A 22,499-nucleotide genomic window follows, 5' to 3' on the forward strand; every position below is an offset into this window, starting at 1 on the left:
CATATAGATATGCGTGGTTCATAATTTTGTTATCGACATGAAGTTCGTTTCGGGCATTAACAAAAGCATAATAAATAATTAACAAGCTAAATTATTTGTTCTTTTTTTAAAAAAATACCCTTAAGTGGTGTTTAAGGGTAAAAAATAATTAACTAATCTTAGCGAATTAATCGGTAGCGGGAGAACTTAGTACTTCATTGAAGCTTTTATTGAATTCCTCACCGTATAAAAGCTTATATTCTTTACAGAAATTCTCATAAGTATTTTTAGCTTGAGAGTGCTTACCTAAATGCACGAGCGCTTTACAGGTAATGATCATAGCCTCTTCGTTGATCGGATCAAAATAAAAGATATAATTGGCCAATTCGATGAGTAAATCCGGATTATCGGCAATGACAATGGAATGTGCAAAATGAAGATAAGTATCAATGATTTCATTAGAAATTTCTGCTTTAAACTGATCCATCCATTCATAATTGGCATTTGGTAAAAATGCACCACGTTTAATGATTTCTGCCAATTCAGCAACCTTATCTTTGTCCAGCTTTTTTCGGTCTTTTATCGTTGCAAAACAATGGTAATAGTCAACAAAGGTGCTTTCAAAATCACAATTGATTTTCCAATATCCTGTTTCTTTTGATACCACACAATGGTCTAATTTCTCCAGGATGCTTTTTAATTTTGCAATATTTACAGATCTATTGTTTCGGGCGCTTTCTTCTGATTTATCAAACCACAATAGCTCTTTTAGTTTTTCAGAACTAATACCACGCTCCCATCTAATCGTATACAATAGGATAATCAGAAAAAGTTCTTTGATTAAAGGGGTGAATTGTTTGGTTATTTCCTGTCCTTCTTTATCAAAAACCTGCATGTCCCCAAAAAGGAAAATAGAAGATTTAAATTCCTTAGCGTAATGTTTAGATGAAACCTGAGCAGCTGCTTTTACAAGGGCTTCAGTTGTAGCTTCAGGCTGGATTGGTTCATTTTTTTGAGACTGATTCCTTTTCCTGAAGTATATCAGACCTATACTCGCAATAATGAGCGCTGCGATAGAAGCAAGGAAATAAACGGTTTTATTTGAGGTACCTGTAAGCCTTGGATCAGCATTAATTGGCGGACTGTATAGGGAATAAATCTGAATATTGGTATGGTCACTTTCATCTCTAAACAGCGTAACAGCAATAAATCTTTTACTTTCGGCACAATAGAAAAGATCCGCAAAAGAGTTAATGTCATGAAAAAGATAAGGGATTGGGCTGCCACTAAGTTTATATTCAGGTTTTAACAATGATCCATGAATGAGCTGTAAACTTGATTTATACTTATGTTTGGGGAATATTAAAGCATAATAGGTATTATCTTTTTCATTAATAATTAAAGAATTCGCAAACACAAAGTGCTCTCCGGTAGTCTTTAGCTCATAAATCTTCTTTATGGATTGTTTCCTGACATCAAAATAAAGCAGATCGTATAAATTCCTCGGATTTAACATCTGCTCACCTGTCGAACTACCATAGCCACCAAAAATATAGGCTCCTTGCTTAGTGCTGCCTAAGGCCGCTAAATATCTCGGTGTAAATCTGTCGCCGGATACCTTTACAGTTTGCCAGGTTCCAGAGGGGAAATGATATCGCTGAATTTGATTCTTATAAAAAAAATGGCCGTAACCACCTATCAGGTATAAAGAAGAATCTACAGCTGAGTAAAATTTATTGTATTGCCAAAAATCTGTAATCGGTGTATTGAGGTTAAAATTCCGACTCCATTTTTTGTGAAGTGTATCAAATGTACTTACCACTTTCTGGTCAATATAAAAGTTCAGTAAGCGATCATTCTTATTATCAAATAATGATTGATTACCCCGCAGGAGATTTTGGTTTCCGGATAAGTAACCTACAGATTCTAATTTCCTGGACTTCACATGGTATTTAAACAAGGAATCTACGCCAACAATATTCAAAACTTCATTTTTCGTATCAAAGGCCACACTTGCGGCTCCTTTAACAGAAATATTTTTAAGCAATTGCCATTCGTGATGAAGCTTCTTTATCCATAAAGGATTAACTACAGATGCATCTTTATTGTTAATTTGCTCCCTTGCAGCCGTACCGTCATATTCATCTAACTTCCATATATACTTTACATCACCTTCTTGAGAAATCTTTACATTTTTAATTTTCATTGGGGGCACATCTGTTGTTTTAAAGCCCAGATATTCGTTTGCTCCAAATAGAATTTTAAAGCAATCGTCTTTCTTAAGCACTAAACTGGTTTGAGATGAAAACTTCCCATAAGATAAACTCAACAATTGTTTCTCATAATCAAACTTGAACTTAATTGTGTTCCAGGAGCTGAATAAAACATTCGAAGGAATGTTAAAGGCGATTTTAGAGAACTTATCTCCTATGATTAACTTGAAATGATTTTTCTCTTCAGGATTCTTATCATAAATCAAATCAATATTCTCGTTATTATTATCTACAAACCGAAGAATATAGCCGAAATAGTCATCTCTATCGGGCATAAAACTAAGGTCAAAAGCAACTTCAAAACTTGAGCTAAAACAAAGTGTTTTCCCTGGACTCAGATCAAGTCCTGTTCGCTGATCCTGCACAACTTCGTGACTATAAAATCCAAGGCCGTATGATTGCGAAAAGCTTTTGTTACAGCAAAAAATAAAAAAAACAGATAAAGTAAGCAGCAGGTATTTGGTTCTCATAATAAGCATTACGAATATAATATATATCTGCATAGATTAACAGCTATATGTAAATTTAGCTCTTACTCATGTCTTTTTGTTTTGAAGTTACTTTTAGACTATTCTTAATTAGTTTGCGGATCCTGCACCCAATAATGCTGCTTTCTCGCCCAACATGGATTTTTTAACAGGCAAGCTATACCCCATAAGCGTAGCCAGGTGTTTCCTTGTATCATTTATAAAGTGAGCATCAGCCTGGGCAATATTACCCCCAAGTACGACTGCCAAAGGCATCTTTTTTCGAATGAATTTATGGATAAAACCTGCTAAATTGATGCTAAACTCTGCAAAAACCGTATTAAAACATGGCGACCCGGCGTGGTTGTCGACCAGGTCTTTTACATCTTTAATTGATATGCCAGCCAATTCATCGAAACGCTTAATAAACCATCTGGTGGAAATATAATCTTCTGCAATCCCATTTAAAAAAGGCATGCACCACAAGCCAGAGTCCACTACCTTACCATTTACAAGATATGAAGTTCCCAATCCCGTTCCTAATGTTAAACCGATAGCATGATCATATCCTTCCAGACTTCCGCTAAAGACTTCGCCTTTCAAAAAGCATGCGGCATCATTTATAAAATGAATTGCTGAAGGCTGAATCCCTAAACGACTCGCCAGCATTTGTTTTATATTCAAGTTATAAAGGGATTCGTATTTTCCCTGATCTTTTATTTTGCAAATTCCACTTCTATAATTCATTGGCCCTGGCATAGCAATATTGATCTTTAACGACTTTAGATCATGTCCTATACTAGACTTCTCCAACGTTTCTGCCCAGGTATTGATGATTTCAGTTGAAGTACCAGCCGAGTTGAGTTTTGTTCTTGACCATGTGCCGCTTAATTCCTTCTTTTTGTCAAGATCAACAAGTGCGGCAGTAATGTGAGAACCGCCGATATCAGCACTTAAAATAAGTTTTTCCATTATAATGTCTATTTGGTTGTTTACACAATCCAAACTTATCCGACAAGATTAATAAATGTTTAATAAATGATTAACGGGGGAAAAACCATTAATTTTTTTCCAGCTATTCCAACTCTCCTTAGTATTTTTAAATTTGCTAATTGCTAAAACATAAAATCAATATTTATCTAAAATAATATTATGCCTACACCTATTTCAGAATGTTTGTATTGCCAAAATAATGAAACATTAAATCGTTTAATGATTAAAATCGGAGATTTAGAAGTTTCTCAATTGTTTTTATTTAAAGAGCAATCTCACCCAGGTCGCTGTAATGTAGTTTATAAAGACCATGGAATTGAGTTCCATGACTTAAGCGATGAGCAACGTAACGCATTTATGAAAGATGTGGCAAAAGTAGGAAAAGCTATTGCTGCTGCATTTAATCCTGATAAAATTAACTATGGTGCATATGCTGATACCTTATCTCATTTACATATGCACATTGTTCCTAAGTATAAAGATGGATATGGGTTTGGTGGTGTTTTTGAAATGAACCCACAAAAGGTTGCGCTTTCTGACATTGAATATGCAGAAGTTATAGAAAAGATTAAAGCAGAACTATAGTTTTTCGACGCTTTTAAATCTTCTGTAAATTGGTTCGAGAATTGCACGACTGTACCGGCTTAAGTTAATGCAATTCAAACGAATATGGATCAATCCTTAAAAAAGCTATCAGCAGCAGGAATGTTAGTCACCCTTGGAATAGTTTTCGGGGATATTGGAACTTCACCGCTTTATGTGTTTCAAAGCTTGCTTATTGAAGGGGGAAAAATCAATGAAAGTCTTGTCTTAGGTTCTATTTCTTGTATCTTTTGGACATTAACACTACAGACCACTTTCAAGTATGTATTTATTACTCTACAGGCAGATAATCGTGGAGAAGGGGGAATTTTCGCACTTTATGCTTTAGTCAGGCGTCATGGCAAATGGCTGGCTATCCCTGCTATTGTAGGAGCTGGTACCTTACTGGCCGACGGTATCATTACACCTCCTATTTCCATTACCTCAGCAATTGAGGGTCTGCATATGGTTAATGGATTCTCAGATACAATAGTTCCCGGAAATAACCTGGTTTTAATCATTGTTATTACGATCCTGGTCTTGTTGTTCTTTTTCCAGCGCTTTGGAACTGCCATAGTAGGTTCTTCATTTGGGCCGATTATGTTATTATGGTTTTTAATGCTGGGGATCGTGGGCGTTTTACAATTTGTGCAACATCTGGAGATTATCAAAGCTTTTAACCCCTATTATGGTGTAAGATTATTAATTGATCATCCAGGAGGTTTTTGGCTATTGGGCGTTGTATTCTTATGTACTACAGGAGCAGAAGCGCTTTATTCAGATTTGGGGCATTGTGGCAAAAAAAACATTCAGGTAAGCTGGATCTTTATAAAAATCACTTTACTGCTTAATTATCTAGGACAAGGGGCCTGGGTTTTAATGCAGCCCTCAACTAAGGATTTTGATGGTATCAATCCGTTTTTTGAAATTGTTCCTCATTCTTTTTTGATACCGGGGATAGCGCTCGCCACTTTAGCTACGATTATAGCCAGCCAGGCATTAATCAGCGGTTCTTTTACCTTGATCAGTGAAGCGATCAGCATGAACATTTGGCCGCATATCACCGTGAAATACCCCTCTGCTATACGCGGACAGCTCTATATACCCAGCATTAACTGGATAATATGTATCGGTTGTATTGCTGTATGCCTGTATTTCCGTACTTCGTCTGCGATGACAGCTGCCTATGGATTTTCCATTACCATAGCCATGCTGATGACTACCCTATTGATGTATTATTTCATGCGGTATGTCAAATGCTGGCCTTTATGGTTGGTAACCATCATTGTTGGTGTGTTTTTATGCATTGAATTTTCATTTTTCGTGGCCAACGCGGCTAAACTGCTGAAAAGACTTTTCTTCCTGGTATTTGAATTTGGGTTGATCTTTACCATGTACATTTGGTATAGAGCGCGTAAGATTAACCAGCGTTTTGTACATTTTGTTGATTTAAAAGATCAGATCCCTTTTATTAAGGATTTAAGTGCTGATCAGGGAATTCCTAAATATGCAACACACCTGGTTTACTTTACCAAAGCCAGCAATAACAAGCAGATCGAGCAAAATATCATCTATTCCATTTTTAGCAGGAAACCAAAGCGTGCAGATGTATACTGGTTTATTCACCTGGAACAAGCTGACGACCCATATAGGATGGAATATACCGTAAATGAAATTGAAGAAGACAAAATCATCCGTGTAACCTTCCACCTGGGGTTCAGAATACAGCCCAAGATCGATGTTATGTTTAGAAAAGTAATTGAAGATATGGTAAATAGCAAGGAGCTTGATATTACCAGTCCTTATGACTCACTAAAGAAATACAATTTGACCGCTGACTTCCGCTTTGTGATTATGGAAAAATTTCTATCCTATGATAATGAATTTAGTCTTAGTGAAGGATTTATCTTACATAGTTATTTTGCGTTGAGAAAATTTGAATTAACAGAAGCGCAAGCCTTTGGTTTAGATACAAGCGACGTTAGTATTGAAAAGATACCTTTTGTGGTTAAGCCGGTAAGTGATATTGGTTTGAAAAGAGTTGCCATGAAAAATTATCCCAAAAGGAAAGACTAACCCCTCGCGGAGATATAGTAGTTATCCTTAGCATTATATAGAAAAGTTTTTTTTCAATTTAAAAACAGACTTCAGGCTTAGCTGTTCCTCTTTTATTTAAATATGAAAACCTATTCATTTTTATTTTTCCTGCTCATTAATTTGTCATACTGTTTTGCTCAAAATAACCAAAACAGTATCTCCATAAAAGCAATACAAGGTATAACCATCTTCACCTCAGATTATCAGCTTAAAGGTAATTTTTATGGCGGTGAAATTGCGTATCGGTTAAATATGGCCAATAATGATGTTGGTTGGATAAAAACGCTTAATGTAAAAGATGTGGCCATTACTGCCGCCTGGCTAAATACACAAGGTATTTCATCTGATCAAATTTCTAACCCAAAACGACTAATCGGCAGTACCTATGCCGCACTAACAATTGTAGATTTCGGCATATTTAATGTCGGCAAAACAGCTTTTATATTTTCACCAGGCATCGGTTTTTCTTATACCACCCAAACTTATTATACGAATAATAATCCCTTAGTGGGGAGTCACATTAATCTGGCAATCCAAGCGGGCCTTAGGGCAGAAACACCTATCTCGCCCTCAAACAAGATAATGCTAGGTATTGATTTTTTTCATTATTCCAATTCGGCATTTAAGTTACCCAACTACGGCATCGATAATATAAATGCCTCCCTTGGGATTACGCAGAACCTCCATATAAGTGGTCCAAATAGAAAAGCAGAAACCTTTGACAGTGATAATAAACAATCCTTTGAAGTAAGTATCGGCGCAGGTAGACGTGGTTTTATACAGGCAGGAAATTATATTAATCCCCAGACGGGCAATCCTATTCCTTTGCCTGACTCGGCGGCGCAAAAAAGCGCCACATCTGATTTATATCTATTAGGGATGTATGCAGGGTATGCCTACCGGTTAAATTCTATTTTCAGTATAAAATTAGGAACCGATGTCGTTTATTACTTTAAGCCATTTTCGTACAATGACTTCTATAGAACTTACCAGGAGTCTGGGACCTCGTTTGATCATTTGGCACTTGGTGTAAGTCTTGGCACGGATATTTGGCTGGGTCGCATGGCTTTAATGTTCAACTACGGCTACTATTTGCATTACAAAACCGTTGATCCTACCCATTATTATTGGGTCCTCGGTGGAAAATATTATTTAACCAACTGGATGGCGCTGAATGCGAAAATATATATTCATGGCTTTGAGGCTCATTATGCCAATTTTGGCTTTGTTTTTAACATAAAGAAAAAGAATGCGAATAGCATAAGAGATTAATGCTTGTTTTACTTTTCAAGCGGAAAACGAAAAAAACCATCCGTTACTTTTATATTTGTTTTTCCCTTTTCATCGGAACAGTGGTTTACGGTAAAAAAGAAGGTACCTTCTACCCAGTCGCTATCCACCTTTGTAATGGTCATTTCACCATCCCCTCCTCCGCAAATACCATTATCATGATTAACAAAGTCAACAGAACTAATTTTAATTTTTTTGCCTTGTACCAGGTCCTTTCTGTTATAAATAAGGCTGATGTAATCCTTATCATGGTAGCCCACTATTCGGCCTGTCCTGTCTGTTACGGGCATCATAGCATTGGCCTGCCATTCTTTTCCATCAATTTTGGCGCGCATGGTTAGGCCAGCTGCTGTTGTAGGTATTGACCCTGGAGCTGTTTCTTTAATTGTTGTTTGAATTTGCGATGCCAGATTTTTCGCATCATTTTGCGCGCCACCGTTACAACTGATAATGGTAACCATTATGGCTAAAACACTTAAGGTTAAAACTAACTTTTTCATTATTTTAGAATTTAATGATTTATTTGCAGGTATACTGAAATGTTCCCTGGTAAACATATGGTGCATAATTACTTGTACTTTGAGTCATGGTGGTGCTACTGGTTAAGGGTAAACCCTTGTCATTATAAGTATAGGTGATCTTATAGTTAAGTACATAATCAACCGATCCTGGTAAAACTGTAGTACTGATCAGCGAAATTGTCAGCGGATTGCTTTGGCTAAGCGCAGTAAGCATGACCACATAATCAGGATTCATCCAATCCATCATAACGATCCATTTCCAATCCGGAACATCTACATAAGCATTGGGTTTATCATCATAGGTAGCTACAATTGTAGTCTTACCGCGCACTCCGGTAAGTGGTTCATAGGTCACCTGGGTCGCATTGAACTTGTCGTCATAATAAATTTTCATTTCTATGTCCTTGTATACCTCTTTGATGTAGGAAGGTCTGTTTTGGTCACCAATTACGATGTTATACTTAGCCTGGTTTATAACCGTTCCCACCGGATTATCTTTTATTGCGCCACCTGTTACATGAGTAGTGGTTTCAACCATAGGATTAAAAAAGCCATTTGGAAAATTATAAGTATAGCTATCCGGACGATAGAACTCTGATTTAGATCCAATTTCCTGAACAACACTACCTATGGCTCCTGCAGAGGTATAATTAATAGTACTCCAAAACTCAGGAAACAATAAGGTATAATACCCTACAATGGAAGTCATTTTATTGTTAGTATAATTATACTCATAACGAGTTGTAGGGGCAGTTGAGGATTTAGTGATCAGGCAGCCTGTAGCCTTATTACCAGGAGTCGGTACAACCGGTGCAGGTGTGCTCCCTTTTTTGCAACTCATAAAAAAGCTAATAGCCACAATACAACAAATGATGTTTACCAGAGATTTCATAGTAGTAAGAATTTATTGGTCAATAAATAACTTCAACAAAATTGCAGCTACTTACAATGCCAAAAAATCACATCTTTGGGTAGTATGGCAATCAGAAAAAATTACAGAATGTGCTCGATGAGCACTTTAGAAATGGCCTGTTTGCCACAGTTTACATGCAGCTTGATGTAGATGTTCTTTAAATGAGAACGTGCAGTATCAAAGGATATATTTAATTCCCCGGCGATCATTTTTGAGCTGTAGCCTTTGATCAGTAAATGGATCACTTCCAATTCCCGGGGTGTAAGGTTATATTGGGTAGGTTTCCCATGTTTAAAGCTATTCATTACTTTTCTAGCGATGGAGGGGGACATAGGCGCTCCTCCTTCCATGACTTCTTGTATCGCTTCAAACAGTTTACCTGGGGGTGTTTTTTTTAGCAAATATCCATTAGCCCCCGCACACAGGCATTGGAACAATTTATCATCATCTTCAAAGACAGTATACATGATCACAGAAGTAAGCGGTTGTGTTTCTTTAACCATAGTTACGCCTTTAATTCCTCCCTGTCCAGGCATATCAATGTCCATTAATACCACGTCAGGCTTATGGACACGGATTGCAGAAGCCGCATCGTTACAATCATTATAATCTGCCAGGACAGTAAAACCATCCGTATTATTGAACAGATAGACCAGAGATTCCCTGAGCCGGTCATTATCCTCAAATAAAATAAGGCTAATAGAATTCATTCATCTAAATTACTCATTTAATCAGGCATTCCAATCCCGCAAATGAGTGATACCCGGCCTGGTTTGAAAATTATATGATGATCTTTATACAAGTTCCCGTCTTATCGGATTCAACAGCTATGCTTCCCTTCCATCGCGTAACCCGACTACTTAGATTTTTAAGGCCATTACGATGTGTTTTAGCCTGTTTATCAAAACCTTTCCCATTGTCATGCACCAACATAACCAGTTGATGTTGCTGAAACCACATTTCAACCTCTACTTCGGTTGCTTCTGAATGCTTGTTGATGTTATTGATGAGCTCTTTATAGATCAGAAAAATATCCCTTCTCTTTTCCATGTTCAACCTGGTTATACCAGCCTGTTCGATCAGTTTTATTGTATAATGGACACGACTATTTTCAAACACTTCTGCGGCGTAACGACGCATCCGACTAAAGGTTTCCTCCCAGTTGTCATTTTGTGTATTTACACTCCAAATGATGTCATCGAGAGATTGACTGGAAGCTTGCACTTCTTCAGAGATCCGGTCCAAGAATGTATTGGCCCGGGCAGGATTTTCAAGGCTATTTTTAGAAAGTTCAGCTAGTATATTGATGTTAGACAAAGTAGAGCCAATATCATCATGCAGGTCTGTAGCTATCCTTTGTCGGATTTGAACCAGTTTAAATACCTGAGCAATTCTATAGCGGTACAAAGTATAGATTAAGCCGATAAACAGCAAAACAAGCAACAGAATAAACCACCATTTCTCCCAGAAAGGCCCTTTAATATTTACACTTATTTTCGCTATTTTACCTTCGGTAACGCCTCTTTTGGTATACTTAACCTGAAAACTATATTTCCCTGTAGGTACATTTGAATAAGAAACGTAATTCCTTTGATTTCCATCTATCCAATTTTTGTCATAGCCTTCCAGCTTATAATAATAATGCCGGGGGGAAGAGAAAAAATCCAGCGCGGCAAAATTGAAAGCAACAGAATGGTTCTTATAGTTAAGTTTGATTACTTTTTTAAAGGCGGCAGCCGTATCACCTTCAACAGGTTCATTGTCTACCAATATTTTAGTAAAAACGACAGGTATTGCCTTGCTTTCTTCTTTAAATTTTGCCGGATCGAACAGATTTAATCCATTGATTCCACCAAACAGCAACATCCCATTGGGCGCTTTGAAGTAAGCTCCCGTATTAAATTCATTGCTTTGCAAGCCCTGTACAGAGACATAGTTCGTAAATTGAGAAGGTCTGGCTTTATTTCTCAGCACATCCGGACTAAAACGACTAAGGCCTTTATTGGTACTTACCCACAAATATCCCCTGGCATCGGATAAAATTCCATAAATCGTATTATTAGGCAGCCCCTCCTTTTCTGTCAGCAATTGAGTTTTACCACTTAATCGGTTGTAGGCCAGTATCCCCTTGCCACCAGTCCCGATCCATAATACGGATTGATGGTAGTAAAGACATTTAATTGTAATGCGCTTGCTAAAAAAGGCATTCAACCCCCTTGAATTGATAGGGTAAAAAGTTCTGGTTATGGTATTAAAAAGCTGAATACCGGTCTTCTCAAATGCAATACAAAGCGTACTGTCATCTACAGAAACAATAGCACGAATGGCATCTACACTTCCTTGATTGCCGGGTTTATACTGGCCAATAATCCCGTTTTGTTTGTCCATCAAGCAAAGGCCACTACTTCCGCTACCGACCCAGATTTTATCTCCGGCAGTTGGATACATACACCAAACGGTTCCATCCGGCATATTTAATTTGGATACCGAACCTGGGTGAAACCTTTTTATGATCTGTTCTTTTTTGGAGTCCCAGAGGATTAGACCATTGCCCTGCGTCCCTATCCACAATATGTCTTTCTTATCGTAAAAAAGAGAAACGATCCGATCCGGGTTATAAATGTTTTTCTGGTAAGAGGGTAGCTCCCAGGTTTTGTATTCGGATTTTTGATAGTTGATCCGTGTTAAGCCCTTGTTGGTCGTGCCCGCCCAGATATTCCCCCTTTTATCAGTAGTAATGGACCTGACCAATGCAATTTCCACTTTTTCAGGAACAGTTTGATTGTTGAACAAGATAAAATTATTCCTGTTTGCATTAAAATAACTCAGTCCCCCACCATCAGTACCTATCCATATTCCTTTATCTTTATCCTGTTTAATAGAAAGGATATCATTAAAGGGGATGGATGATGGATTTCTTTTGTCGTTAACAAACTGACCTATCTCTTCTTCCTTTGGATCAATGATGAACAGACCTTTGCCATAGGTTCCAATCCACAATTTCCCCTTATCCTCGGAAAAAATAGCCTCAATAACCAAATCTGCTGGAAACCGAACAGTGGAAAAACCTCTAAATTGCCCGAAATGCACCTCATTCTTCTTTTTGAAAAACAGACCGCCGCCCAAACTGCCAAGCCAAAGATTACCTTCTTTATCTTCAGTGAGGCAGCTATATACCAATCCCGTTTTTAATTCATCTGCTTTGACAGATAGGTTAAGGATTTGGTCTCCATCAAGATATCCCACACTGCTCCCTACTACCCATAACCGCTGCTGTTGATCTTTAAACAACATATTGACTGCTGACCTGGGCATACCTGGCTGGATATCTATTTCCCTGTCAATTTGATCAGTTTTACAATTGTAAAGCAATAGTTTTCCATTTTCAGTGCCTATCCAGAGTTTTTCATTTTTCTCTTGAAGAACACAAGTAATGACTAGCCTGACTTTACCAGCATAAACAGGCACAGATTGAAAGGTATTATTAATCAAACTAAATCGCTCTAAATAACCACCTTTAGCAATGATCCAAAAAGATTGGTTCAGTCCTGGCACAATCTTTCCAAGCCTGCTATTGGTACCTGAAGTAAGATCATCAAATCTTTTATCCAGCACTAAGAAATCTTTCCCATCATAGCGGTTTAAACCATCTTGCGTGGCAAGCCATACAAAGCCTTTGGTATCCATAGCAATATCAACTACAGAGCTTTGTGATAAACCTTCATTCAGACTGATATTATGAAATGAAACAGCGGTATACTGTGCAGATGCAAATATACCTTGAAGTAAAAAAGCATAAGTCAGCAGACCTTTCACAATTTTCTATTTATTTCAATAAAATCTGATTTAAATTAAATATAACGTTTTAATAACCAAGATTTTTTAAAAAACAATAAACTCGTAAATAGTGAATCCATAAAGAACGTTCAAAATTAAGAGAAAGCTCAAGATAAAAATAATTTGTATGCAAAATATCAAGTATCGTCCTTCAACAAGAATATCAATTAATTTTTACATATTTGCTATAACCAACCAAATAACCACGTTATTAATGCTCATATGACTTCTGTCCACAAACAACTATTTAGCATTCTATTAAGTTTATTGGCACTTGTAATTGCTTGTAACAGATGTCAGAGAATAACAGCCAGAAATGATGCAAAGACTTGGGATACGCAGCTGGAAAAACAAATGACTGATGTATTCTATACTCAAGCCGGAACAATTACAAAGAGTGAAAAGGCGAGACGTGCTTATGCCGACTGCTGTCTATCTAAAATGAAAGAAATGTTTCCTAAAGGGATTTCCAATCTTGATAAAGAGATGACCGACAGTATGAAGGTTTCTGTGATGAAAATGGGTGCAGAATGTGCGGGGGTGCTGCAGCATAATGTAAATATTTGGGAACCTGATGCTAAAAACCAATTGAACCTGCAGCTATATGCCCTGGATGAAATAAAGATGCTGCCCCCTGAAATGAAAAAGGAGTATGTTGACTGCATTTCTTTTAAAGTCACAGCAGAATTCCCTAACGGACTTAAAGAAAATGAAGGCAAAGAAGGGCTTCAAAAGTTCATCAACAAAGCCCGTAAAGAATGTATAGAGATGATAGGCAGAAAATATGCTGTTCCAAAATCAAAAAAACAATCCAAAAGGGATAATATCAAGCCTTAAATTGAAACACCAAACACTGGTAAACTCAATATTATATTAGCTTTACTAATAACCTTCGGCGAAAAACCAGGTCGCTGAAAACTCCAAAATTTCAGGTAATTGAATGCTCGTCAATATACCCGTTCAAATCAGTTAAGTTTCGCTGTAAACAGATTCAACTCTAAAGAAGCAATATTCCAGATAAAGCTGATCGCTTTCAAATTGTATATTTTTATTTTCGTGTATTTGTCAGAGGTTTAAAGCATATTTAAAAACTTAAACATGAAAGTAATATTTAACATTTTAGTTTTGTGCCTCTGGTTCAGCTTTTGTAATGGTCAGAATGAAACACCAGTAGTTGATGTATATGGGCAACCTGTAAATTATCGTGTCAGTGCATTGTCCTCTAATATTCCTCTTTTCCTAGCCACCGACAAAAACACAAAATCGATAAATCCATTTAATCCAATACCTAACGTTCCTCTAGGCAGTTTAACTTTCCTGGAAGGAGCCCAGAAAATTTTACTAACTGCACTTGTAAGAAAGGACAGTTTAAGTTATTACCGCTATTCCGTTTTTGAAAACGATACCACACTGATCAGATCTAATGAAAAGTTGAGTGTGATTGATTTCGTTTGGAATGAACGAAGTGATTATCCGGGATACCTGACCATGAAACTGGAACTTCCCAATGTGGTTAATAAAAAATTTACTATTAAAATATTCAGATATCCTGAAGGAAGTAAGGTGACTACATTAATGATCTATAACAAACGCTTCGAACAGGCTAAGTGTAAGCGTATCTTTTTGCAAGAACAGGGCAAAAGAATAAAAACACAAATCACGGAAAACTTATACACTGTAGATAATAAACCTTTGAAAAACGACACTGCCTTCAGAATTAGGAATCAAACCCAAGGCATTCGTATTATCATGCAAAAAACAGATTTAGATTTTGCTTATCAACTTATCCTGAAAAACAAAGTTAATGGAAAAGAGAACATCCGGTTTCTTTCTAATAACTGGAGTTATGAAAGTGGAAATCCTGGCTATTTTATTCCTACGGATTACTTTCTGACACCTGGGGAGTATAGACTTTCCATAATACCATATATAGGTTCAAATGGCCATAACCTTAGACCAATTGAAAATAAATCCTTCAACATGTCATTCATGGTCTTGCCTCCACCTATCACATATTCTATCCAGGAAGTTATTTTAAGTTTGCTAGCACTTTTATTGCTTGGCAGCATCCTGATCTTCCTGATCCGGAAAAACACCAGAAAAAAACTAACTATTTCAAGGCATCAGGCGGCAGCAGCAGAAACCGAGTTGGAAAATGTGCGCGCTAGGCTCAATCCACATTTTGTCTTCAACGCCTTGGGAGGAATTCAAAACCTGATTAACAAAAATGAGATTGCATCTGCTAATTCGTATCTCAGTAAGTTTGCGAGACTAACCAGGCGTATTCTAAATGAAGAGGCAAAAATCAGTCTAAAGGATGAAATTGAACTACTGGAAGATTATATTGCTATGGAACAATTGCGTTTTCCATTTAAGTATAAAATACAGGTGAATGATGAATTGAATAGCTATACTGAAATCCCCACTATGCTTATACAACCTTTTGTAGAAAATGCGGTTAAACATGCTATTGCACCACTAAAGGGAAAAGGTGAAATTGCCCTTAACTTTTATAAAGAAGAGAATAACTTGTTAATTACCATAGCTGACAATGGCGTTGGTTTTACGGTAGACCAGGAGGATGGTGGATTAGGGCTTAAACTGACTAAAAAAAGAATATCTTTATTAAATGATCTTTATCATGAATGCCCCATTTTTCTGACAATAGAGTCAGGCTTATCTGGAACAACCATTAAGATCACTTTATCCCAATGGCTGTAATTTATGAAAGCATTATTAATTGATGATGAACATTCCAACAATGAAAACCTCATTTCCTTACTCCGTAAATATTGTCCAGCAATCCATGTCATGGCAGCTGCTACAGATCTGAATATGGCCTTTGATTTAATCAATATTCACCAGCCGGACCTACTTTTCCTGGACATACAAATGGGATCTCAAACGGGATTTGATTTGCTAAAACTGGTACCTATGCATAGATTTGAAGTCATTTTCGTCACTGCCTTTGACAAGTATGGTATCACAGCGATCAAATTTGCAGCGCTGGATTATCTGTTGAAACCAGTGAATATTTCTGAATTGATCCAAGCCGTCAGTAAAGCAGAAGAAAAGTACAGGGCAAAGGAAAAAAACAAGCAATTGAATTTTCTATTAAACCACATCCAGAATGGGACAAAACAACCTACCAAAATTGCACTTCCACAATTGCATGAAATACGTTATGTTACGATTAATGAGATTGTCCGATGCGAATCAGATAATTCTTATACGTTCTTTTACCTGGTCAATGGTGACCGGATTCTGGTATCTCGCTCCATTAAAGAGTATGCCGACCTATTAAAGTCAATAGGATTTTTACGTACCCACCAAAGTCATCTTGTCAATAGCATTTTTGTAAAAAGCTGGATAAAGGAGGATGGTGGTGTACTGCTGTTAAGTAACGGAGATAGAATCCCTGTATCCAAGCCCAATAAATCAATGGTACAGTTAGCACTAAACAGCTATCTGAATTGATTGTATTTATTTCTATGAAAACCGATCTATCCGCTGTTAGAAACTTATGATAATTTAAAAATGAAAGTTGAAGGTATTGATCCCGCAATTTATCTTCGAACATTTAACAATAAATTACCTCAACATCGCTAGCATATGAGTAATCAAAAAGCTGTAGTGTAAAGTAATATATCATTGCCAAAAATAATTTGTATCGTTGCAGCGAATTTTGGTATTCGTCAATAACCTGCTGAATATTATTCAACTCAATACTAACACTTTGCATACTTTCTTTACTGTTTAAGTAAGAAAGTTGACTCCTATCGAATTCTATCTCAGTGGCATTTTTATTAAGTAATAAGAGTGAATCCTTGACATGAGCTCTATAGTAGATTGCCAAATTCTTTGCTCGGGTGACTTTTAATAGCTCAGTATTCATTGAAATCGAATTACCCAAAATACCCTATAAACATTACAAAACAACAGAAAAATAACCCTATAAATATTACAAATTTTAAGTAATTTTACCCTATAAATATTACAAAATATATCAAAATCATGTTTAGAAGAGATATTATTGACGAGCTGATTAAATGGAAAAACAACCCTGAACGCAAACCATTGTTACTCCGGGGAGCGAGACAAGTCGGTAAAACTACTGTTGTCAATATGTTTTCAGAACATTATGAGCAATATATTTACTTAAATTTAGAACAAGCAGATAATTCACTTGATTTTACTGATTAGGCAGAGTTGAGCAACTAACTCAGCAAATATTTTTCCTTTTTAATAAAGACATAGCCAATTTAAAAAATACATTACTGTTTATAGATGAAATACAGGAAGTACCTGGAGCTTTAAATATGCTTCGTTATTTCTATGAAAAAATACCATCCTTAAATGTCATAGCAGCAGGCTCCCTTTTAGAAACAGCAATCAATGGCCAAACGAAAATCCCTGTTGGTCGTGTAGAATACAAAATTCTGAGACCCGTTTCATTTCATGAATTTTTACTCGCATTAAATGAAAACCAGGCTTCAGTGGCCTTAAAGGAAATGCCCATAAAAGATTTTACGCATTCTAAATTACTTGATTTATTTCACACCTATACACTTATAGGTGGGATGCCTGAAGTGATCAGGCATTATATCGCCAATAAAAACCTCCTTACCTTGAGAGAAGTATACCAATCCTTGATATATTCATACATAGAAGATGTTGAGAAATATGGACGGAATAACAATCTGGTTCAAATCATAAGGCACATTATTAACACCAGTTTCCTTGAAGCAGGTAACCGCATCAAATTTCAAGGCTTTGGCAACTCAAACTATGGGTCAAGAGAAGTTAGTGAAGGCATGCAAACGCTACAAAAAGTGATGTTGATTCAACTCGTATACCCAACCACCAGCACCGCTGTTCCTCTCTTGCCAGACAAGAAAAAATCCCCCCGCCTTCATGTACTCGACACCGGAATGTTAAACTTCTTTGCTGGATTACAAAAAGAACTGATCCTTACAAAGGATATAGACACAGTTTATAAAGGCAAGATTGCAGAACACATTGTGGGACAGGAATTATTAGCTGCAAAATATAATATATTAAATGAATTACATTTTTGGGTAAGAGAAAAGCCAAATTCTACTGCTGAAGTTGATTTTGTGATGTCTTATAATAGCGTAATTATACCTATTGAAGTTAAATCTGGCGCAACAGGGACATTAAAGTCTTTACATGCTTTTATGGATGCTACTACACATGCATTCGCCATAAGAATTTATGGAGGTCAATTAAAAATAGATAAGATAAGCACTTCAAATGGAAAAGAATATACTTTACTAAATTTACCTTTTTACCTAGCAGGAAGAATAGAAAACTATATCGACTGGATGCAAAAAAGCCTTTAAATCTTGCGGTTTAAAGGCTTTTAATAATGTGTCGGGGTGGCAGGATGCCACACAAACGTTATATATATCTTACTTCCAACTACTTATATCCTCCTAAAATATCAGGGTGTAGAATAGGGCATAATTCATTTCAAATCAAATCAACATAAAATGTTTTGTTATCTTGTATAACTATCGTCCGATAGCAAAGTATAAATAACTACTTATTTGATAGCTCAAAGATAGGTTTTTGATGGCATCTTGCAAAATAAACTTTGAATAAAAATGTTATAAATTTCTAAATGACTTTGTATCTTATAGTTTAGTTTTGATACTTTTAGATTCAATACGGTTTTAGTCCCCCCAACTTATCTATAACAGTCTTATTAGCGTCCTTGAGAAGGAATACTTTGAACATTTATAACGATTTCTAGGGGTTATTGAGCCGATTATCTTACCACTAAAAACTTACAAGAGAAATCTACATCTTGAAATTTATTTACTGGTATCAGTTTACTATATTTAAGACTTAGATGCTCTGTTATTTCAGCCAAAAAACTATCATGATTCAATACCCAAAATCATTGTATAGTTATTAAAACACGATTAAACATCTTTTAGGCAACAATCAGTTGCTATTTAATGGATAATCCTCTAGTAGTTCAATGGCTTCTTCAATCTCCTGCGGCGTTAGTTCTTTTGTGAGTTTTTCTTCCATAAGTCTTTGAAGGCGTGACTTGCCATCAGGATTGTGTTCCACTAAGTCAAATACTGTAATAACATGACTAGCGGTCATGGTTGGGTCTAAAAAACCCGCCACATATACATTTAACACCCTTTCGGTTAATGATCGCATCTCTGGTAGGTCTTTTTGAGTTTTCATTAGTGAAAGATACAAACTATTTAAAGTTAAGCTTTACGGTTTCCCGTAAAATGGATAAATTTTAGATAAAATACATATATGGTCGTTTAATTTCCGTTAAATTTATTATCTAATTCTCTAACGATGATAGAAAAATACAGATTTGCGGTAATAAGCTTCTACGAAGAAAAAAAAACGGCGGGAGAGCTTTCAAAAAATTTAATGTACCCTACCTGCGCCAACATCCGCAACGAATTCCAATTATTGTTCGAAGCGGGATGTGATAATTTGGATAATCGAATGCTAAAGGAATTTCTTGAAATTCCATACGAAAAAGAAATATCAGATTTAGCTGTCAAAAAATGTGACACTGATAAATTTAAACCGCTTAACAACTTTTTGAAAAAAGGCATTAAAACCCGTGAAAAAAACATTGAACTTCTTGCATGGTTAATCAACTTTCGTCCAAGACCTTTTTCAAACTATTGGCGTTTATCAAATAGTAAAACAGATCAACTTTCAGAATTGTCAATAACAGAAAGTGGAATTGTAGAGAAAAATAGAAGTGAACTATTATATACTGGTCAACATAGTTCACCTATGCAAAAAGAAACTGAAATTTGCGTAAAGGCAAGACTTGATCTATATAACCAAGACTATTCGACCGTAAAAGACAATGATCAGGTAGCCCATTCTAGTTTTATATCAAACGATAGATTATTACAAAAATTAGTTACTTTGGAATACCCTTCAGGAATAAAACTGTCTGTAGATGCTTCTGATTTATCATTAATAGAGCAACTGTTAAAATTGTAGGTTAATAAGAATTAGCAAAAGCCAATACCCGTTAGCCCATCTGCCAAATGCGGCTTGGTACCCCCCGCCGTATTAAGGTCGAAACAATTTAAGGATGATTTGATAAGAATCGGAAAAATAGCTGTTAGTAGGGGGCTTTTAGAGAGAATATTACTTAAACATACATTACAGGTCGTTTCATAATAGCAAAAAAACTTCTAATTGTCTTACTTATAAATAAGAGGCTTACACATTTGGCGAGTGCCAAAAATTTTAAGTAATATTTTTTTGTTGTTTTAATTCTTGGGAGCTTTACGGCCAATCCAAATGATATGTATTTAAACAATGTAACAATAAAAGAAAAAGTGAAATTAAACAGGCTTCAAGATGTTCTAATTGAAAAGCAAAAGAACTATCTAACCTTGGAGGCACAAGAACAGCAATACAAAAAGAATGAACATGATGATACTGAATTAATTGCAAAGATGCAGATAACTGTAAACGAAGTAGATGATGCAGGTAAAGCCCTAAATAATTACAAAGCACGTTTAAAAGCCGAATATCAGATATAAAATCGAGTAGGAAGATAGGGATTATTTCCCTATCTGTCCTCTCACACCACCGTACGTGCCGTTCGGCATACGGCGGTTTGTTAGAATAACTTCGTTTGGTGTTCGGTTTTCCAATAGTAGTAGTTGACAAAACCAGTGTACTTCAGCTTTGCGAAATACTCAATACTCAGAATACACTGAAGAATTGGACTATGTGACAACCGACAGTAGGACTTTCTACTGTTAGACCACTCAAATGCTTTCTGCTTTCCAGCCCCTAGTTTAATCAGGTTTCGGATTCGACATCCTGCATTTTTCCACTGTTTCCAGATGATCATCCGCAGTCTGACCCTTGTCATTTCGTCCAATCTTGTCATCACATGCTTAGCCCCAGCGATGGAGAAATAGTTGACCCAGCCCCTTATGACCATATCCAGTTTTCTGATCCGTTCGGTAATAGTAATTGGATCGTTGCGTCTGGTATATCCAATAAGTTTCTGTTTCATACTTTTCACCGACTTGGTTGCAATCCTCATTTTCCAATCCTTTCCCGTCTTGTAGAAGGAGAAGCCCAGCAGTGTACTGCGTGATGGCCTGCTCACTTTACTCTTATCACGGTTCACTTTCAGCCTTAACCCTGCTTCCAGATAGCTGGTGATGTTATCCATCACCCTGTCTGCCGATTTTCTGCTACGAACATAGATACTGCAATCATCAGCGTACCGTACGAACCTGTGACCCCGTTCTTCGAGCTTGACATCCAGTTCATGAAGAACAATGTTGGATAAAAGCGGACTGAGTGGACTGCCCTGTGGCGTACCCTCTCTTCTGGGGGTAACCAGTCCATTCTCCATAATACCACTGCTCAGATATAATCGGATAAGCTTTAGGGTGCGCCTATCACTTACCCTCATCGATAGCAGGTTCATGAGTTTGTCGTGGTTTACCCGATCAAAGAATTTGTCCAGATCAAGCTCAACTATCCACGTATAGCCTCCATTGAGGTGTTCCTGCGCCCTGAGCACTGCCTGATGGGCATTGCGATTTGGTCGGAACCCGTAACTGTTCGATGAAAAGCCGCCCTCGTATTTTGGACTCAGCCATTGGGAAATAGACTGTTGGATCAACCTGTCGATCACCGTTGGGATGCCAAGCATCCTCACACCGCCCCCAGTCTTGGGTATCTCTACCTTTCTGACCAAACTCGGACGGTACACGCCATTCAGAATATCAGACCGTAATGCCTGCCAGTTGGAATTCAGGTAGTCCCGAAGTTCATCGGTCTGCATACCATCAATACCACCAGCGCCCTTGTTGGCAGTGACCTGCCCAAAGGCTCTTTGTACATTTCGGATGTCTAATATTTCTTCAAGCATACTACTAAAAAAAAAAAAACTCCTCCCCAGGCATTGTGCACATTGGTTGCACGGCTCGGCTCAACTCCTCTTACCATCTGCTCTCGGATTCCGTCCTACCCTCATGTAAGCAGTTCTCTAAAGTGGTTCCGTTGTGAACGCTCTGCCGTAAACTTCCTGTTTCCTTTGCCATCCCAACATTCATCCCTTCCTGTAAAAAAAAACAGTACTATGGAATCTGCTGACTTCTCCCTGTACCAGATGGACATTACGATACTGTCCACTGTTTCTTCTACAGCAATCGCGCTTGCACTCGATAGATTATAGGGAGATCTCCTGGGGTAAGGCAATCCGCTTTCTATGGATGTGGCCCCTGTATCTACGTAGTGATATTCTGTGCAGTATAGGGCTTTTGTTTGTCTTGCAACATCACCCATATCACCTCGCCTTATATACAGTTCCTGTTCGTAGGCCCCCATATTTGCCGCCAGCTTCCTTCGGATTCGCAGTCACCCACGACACCCTTGCTATTGGCTAACACTTCCTACTGCAAAGTGTGTTCGGGACTTGCACCCTATAGCTGATTGCCATCCCCAGCACACAAGAAACGGGGATAAATCCTAAGATTTACCCCCGTTAAAT

At 37.2% G+C, this 22,499-nt stretch carries 18 protein-coding genes; 10 read left to right on the forward strand and 8 right to left on the reverse strand.

What is annotated here, in order from left to right; all coding sequences use genetic code 11:
• Positions 1–166: 166 nt before the first annotated feature.
• On the reverse strand, positions 167–2,722 hold the full coding sequence (locus tag P0Y49_13515) for a galactose oxidase (GenBank protein ID WEK17817.1): 2,556 nt from the start codon (positions 2,720–2,722) through the stop codon (positions 167–169).
• A gap of 108 nt (positions 2,723–2,830) precedes the next feature.
• Positions 2,831–3,691, reverse strand: a complete 861-nt coding sequence (locus tag P0Y49_13520; GenBank protein WEK17818.1) for an ROK family protein — start codon at positions 3,689–3,691, stop codon at positions 2,831–2,833.
• Between the two features lie 180 nt (positions 3,692–3,871).
• On the opposite strand from P0Y49_13520, the gene P0Y49_13525 reads away from it, so the two are divergent.
• The 3 genes from P0Y49_13525 (at position 3,872) to P0Y49_13535 (ending at position 7,663) form a co-directional block, all read left to right on the forward strand.
• Positions 3,872–4,297 carry an HIT family protein gene (locus P0Y49_13525; protein ID WEK17819.1) on the forward strand — a complete coding sequence of 142 codons (426 nt, stop codon included), beginning with the start codon at positions 3,872–3,874 and terminating at the stop codon, positions 4,295–4,297.
• An 84-nt stretch (positions 4,298–4,381) separates the two neighbouring features.
• On the forward strand, positions 4,382–6,370 hold the full coding sequence (locus P0Y49_13530; GenBank protein ID WEK17820.1) for a KUP/HAK/KT family potassium transporter: 1,989 nt from the start codon (positions 4,382–4,384) through the stop codon (positions 6,368–6,370).
• Between the two features lie 102 nt (positions 6,371–6,472).
• Positions 6,473–7,663: an acyloxyacyl hydrolase gene (locus P0Y49_13535; protein ID WEK17821.1), complete on the forward strand. Its 1,191-nt coding sequence runs from the start codon at positions 6,473–6,475 to the stop codon at positions 7,661–7,663.
• A gap of 8 nt (positions 7,664–7,671) precedes the next feature.
• Here the strand turns inward: P0Y49_13535 and P0Y49_13540 are convergent, their stop codons facing one another.
• From P0Y49_13540 to P0Y49_13555, 4 genes are all read right to left on the reverse strand, one after another.
• The gene (locus P0Y49_13540; protein WEK17822.1) at positions 7,672–8,181 is read right to left on the reverse strand and encodes a hypothetical protein; all 510 of its coding nucleotides are present in this window, start codon (positions 8,179–8,181) and stop codon (positions 7,672–7,674) included.
• A gap of 19 nt (positions 8,182–8,200) precedes the next feature.
• Entirely contained in the window at positions 8,201–9,043 is an 843-nt protein-coding gene (locus P0Y49_13545) for a hypothetical protein (GenBank protein ID WEK17823.1), read from the reverse strand.
• Positions 9,044–9,195: 152 nt separating this feature from the next.
• Positions 9,196–9,825: a response regulator transcription factor gene (locus tag P0Y49_13550; protein WEK17824.1), complete on the reverse strand. Its 630-nt coding sequence runs from the start codon at positions 9,823–9,825 to the stop codon at positions 9,196–9,198.
• A 70-nt stretch (positions 9,826–9,895) separates the two neighbouring features.
• Entirely contained in the window at positions 9,896–12,931 is a 3,036-nt protein-coding gene (locus P0Y49_13555) for a two-component regulator propeller domain-containing protein (protein WEK17825.1), read from the reverse strand.
• A 243-nt stretch (positions 12,932–13,174) separates the two neighbouring features.
• Between P0Y49_13555 and P0Y49_13560 the strand changes: the two genes are divergently transcribed.
• The 5 genes from P0Y49_13560 to P0Y49_13580 all read left to right on the forward strand — a co-directional run bounded on the left by P0Y49_13560 (position 13,175) and on the right by P0Y49_13580 (position 18,315).
• Positions 13,175–13,789 carry a hypothetical protein gene (locus P0Y49_13560; GenBank protein ID WEK17826.1) on the forward strand — a complete coding sequence of 205 codons (615 nt, stop codon included), beginning with the start codon at positions 13,175–13,177 and terminating at the stop codon, positions 13,787–13,789.
• Positions 13,790–14,050: 261 nt separating this feature from the next.
• Positions 14,051–15,673, forward strand: a complete 1,623-nt coding sequence (locus tag P0Y49_13565; GenBank protein ID WEK17827.1) for a histidine kinase — start codon at positions 14,051–14,053, stop codon at positions 15,671–15,673.
• 3 nt (positions 15,674–15,676) lie between these two features.
• A complete protein-coding gene (locus P0Y49_13570; protein WEK17828.1) occupies positions 15,677–16,429 on the forward strand; it encodes a LytTR family DNA-binding domain-containing protein in 753 nt (250 codons plus the stop codon).
• Positions 16,430–16,966: 537 nt separating this feature from the next.
• Positions 16,967–17,155: an AAA family ATPase gene (locus P0Y49_13575; protein WEK17829.1), complete on the forward strand. Its 189-nt coding sequence runs from the start codon at positions 16,967–16,969 to the stop codon at positions 17,153–17,155.
• 26 nt (positions 17,156–17,181) lie between these two features.
• On the forward strand, positions 17,182–18,315 hold the full coding sequence (locus tag P0Y49_13580; GenBank protein ID WEK21796.1) for a DUF4143 domain-containing protein: 1,134 nt from the start codon (positions 17,182–17,184) through the stop codon (positions 18,313–18,315).
• Positions 18,316–18,922: 607 nt separating this feature from the next.
• On the opposite strand, the gene P0Y49_13585 is transcribed toward P0Y49_13580, so the two are convergent.
• Positions 18,923–19,177, reverse strand: coding sequence for a hypothetical protein (locus tag P0Y49_13585; GenBank protein WEK17830.1), 255 nt, complete (start codon positions 19,175–19,177; stop codon positions 18,923–18,925).
• A 123-nt stretch (positions 19,178–19,300) separates the two neighbouring features.
• Between P0Y49_13585 and P0Y49_13590 the strand changes: the two genes are divergently transcribed.
• Together P0Y49_13590 and P0Y49_13595 are read left to right on the forward strand one after the other, a co-directional pair.
• A complete protein-coding gene (locus P0Y49_13590) occupies positions 19,301–19,972 on the forward strand; it encodes a hypothetical protein (GenBank protein WEK17831.1) in 672 nt (223 codons plus the stop codon).
• A 311-nt stretch (positions 19,973–20,283) separates the two neighbouring features.
• The gene (locus P0Y49_13595; GenBank protein ID WEK17832.1) at positions 20,284–20,523 is read left to right on the forward strand and encodes a hypothetical protein; all 240 of its coding nucleotides are present in this window, start codon (positions 20,284–20,286) and stop codon (positions 20,521–20,523) included.
• 80 nt (positions 20,524–20,603) lie between these two features.
• On the opposite strand, the gene ltrA is transcribed toward P0Y49_13595, so the two are convergent.
• Positions 20,604–21,878 carry a group II intron reverse transcriptase/maturase gene (ltrA, locus tag P0Y49_13600; protein ID WEK17833.1) on the reverse strand — a complete coding sequence of 425 codons (1,275 nt, stop codon included), beginning with the start codon at positions 21,876–21,878 and terminating at the stop codon, positions 20,604–20,606.
• Between the last annotated feature and the right edge of the window lie 621 nt (positions 21,879–22,499).

The sequence above is a fragment of the Candidatus Pedobacter colombiensis genome (assembly GCA_029202485.1).
Lineage (GTDB): Bacteria > Bacteroidota > Bacteroidia > Sphingobacteriales > Sphingobacteriaceae > Pedobacter > Pedobacter colombiensis.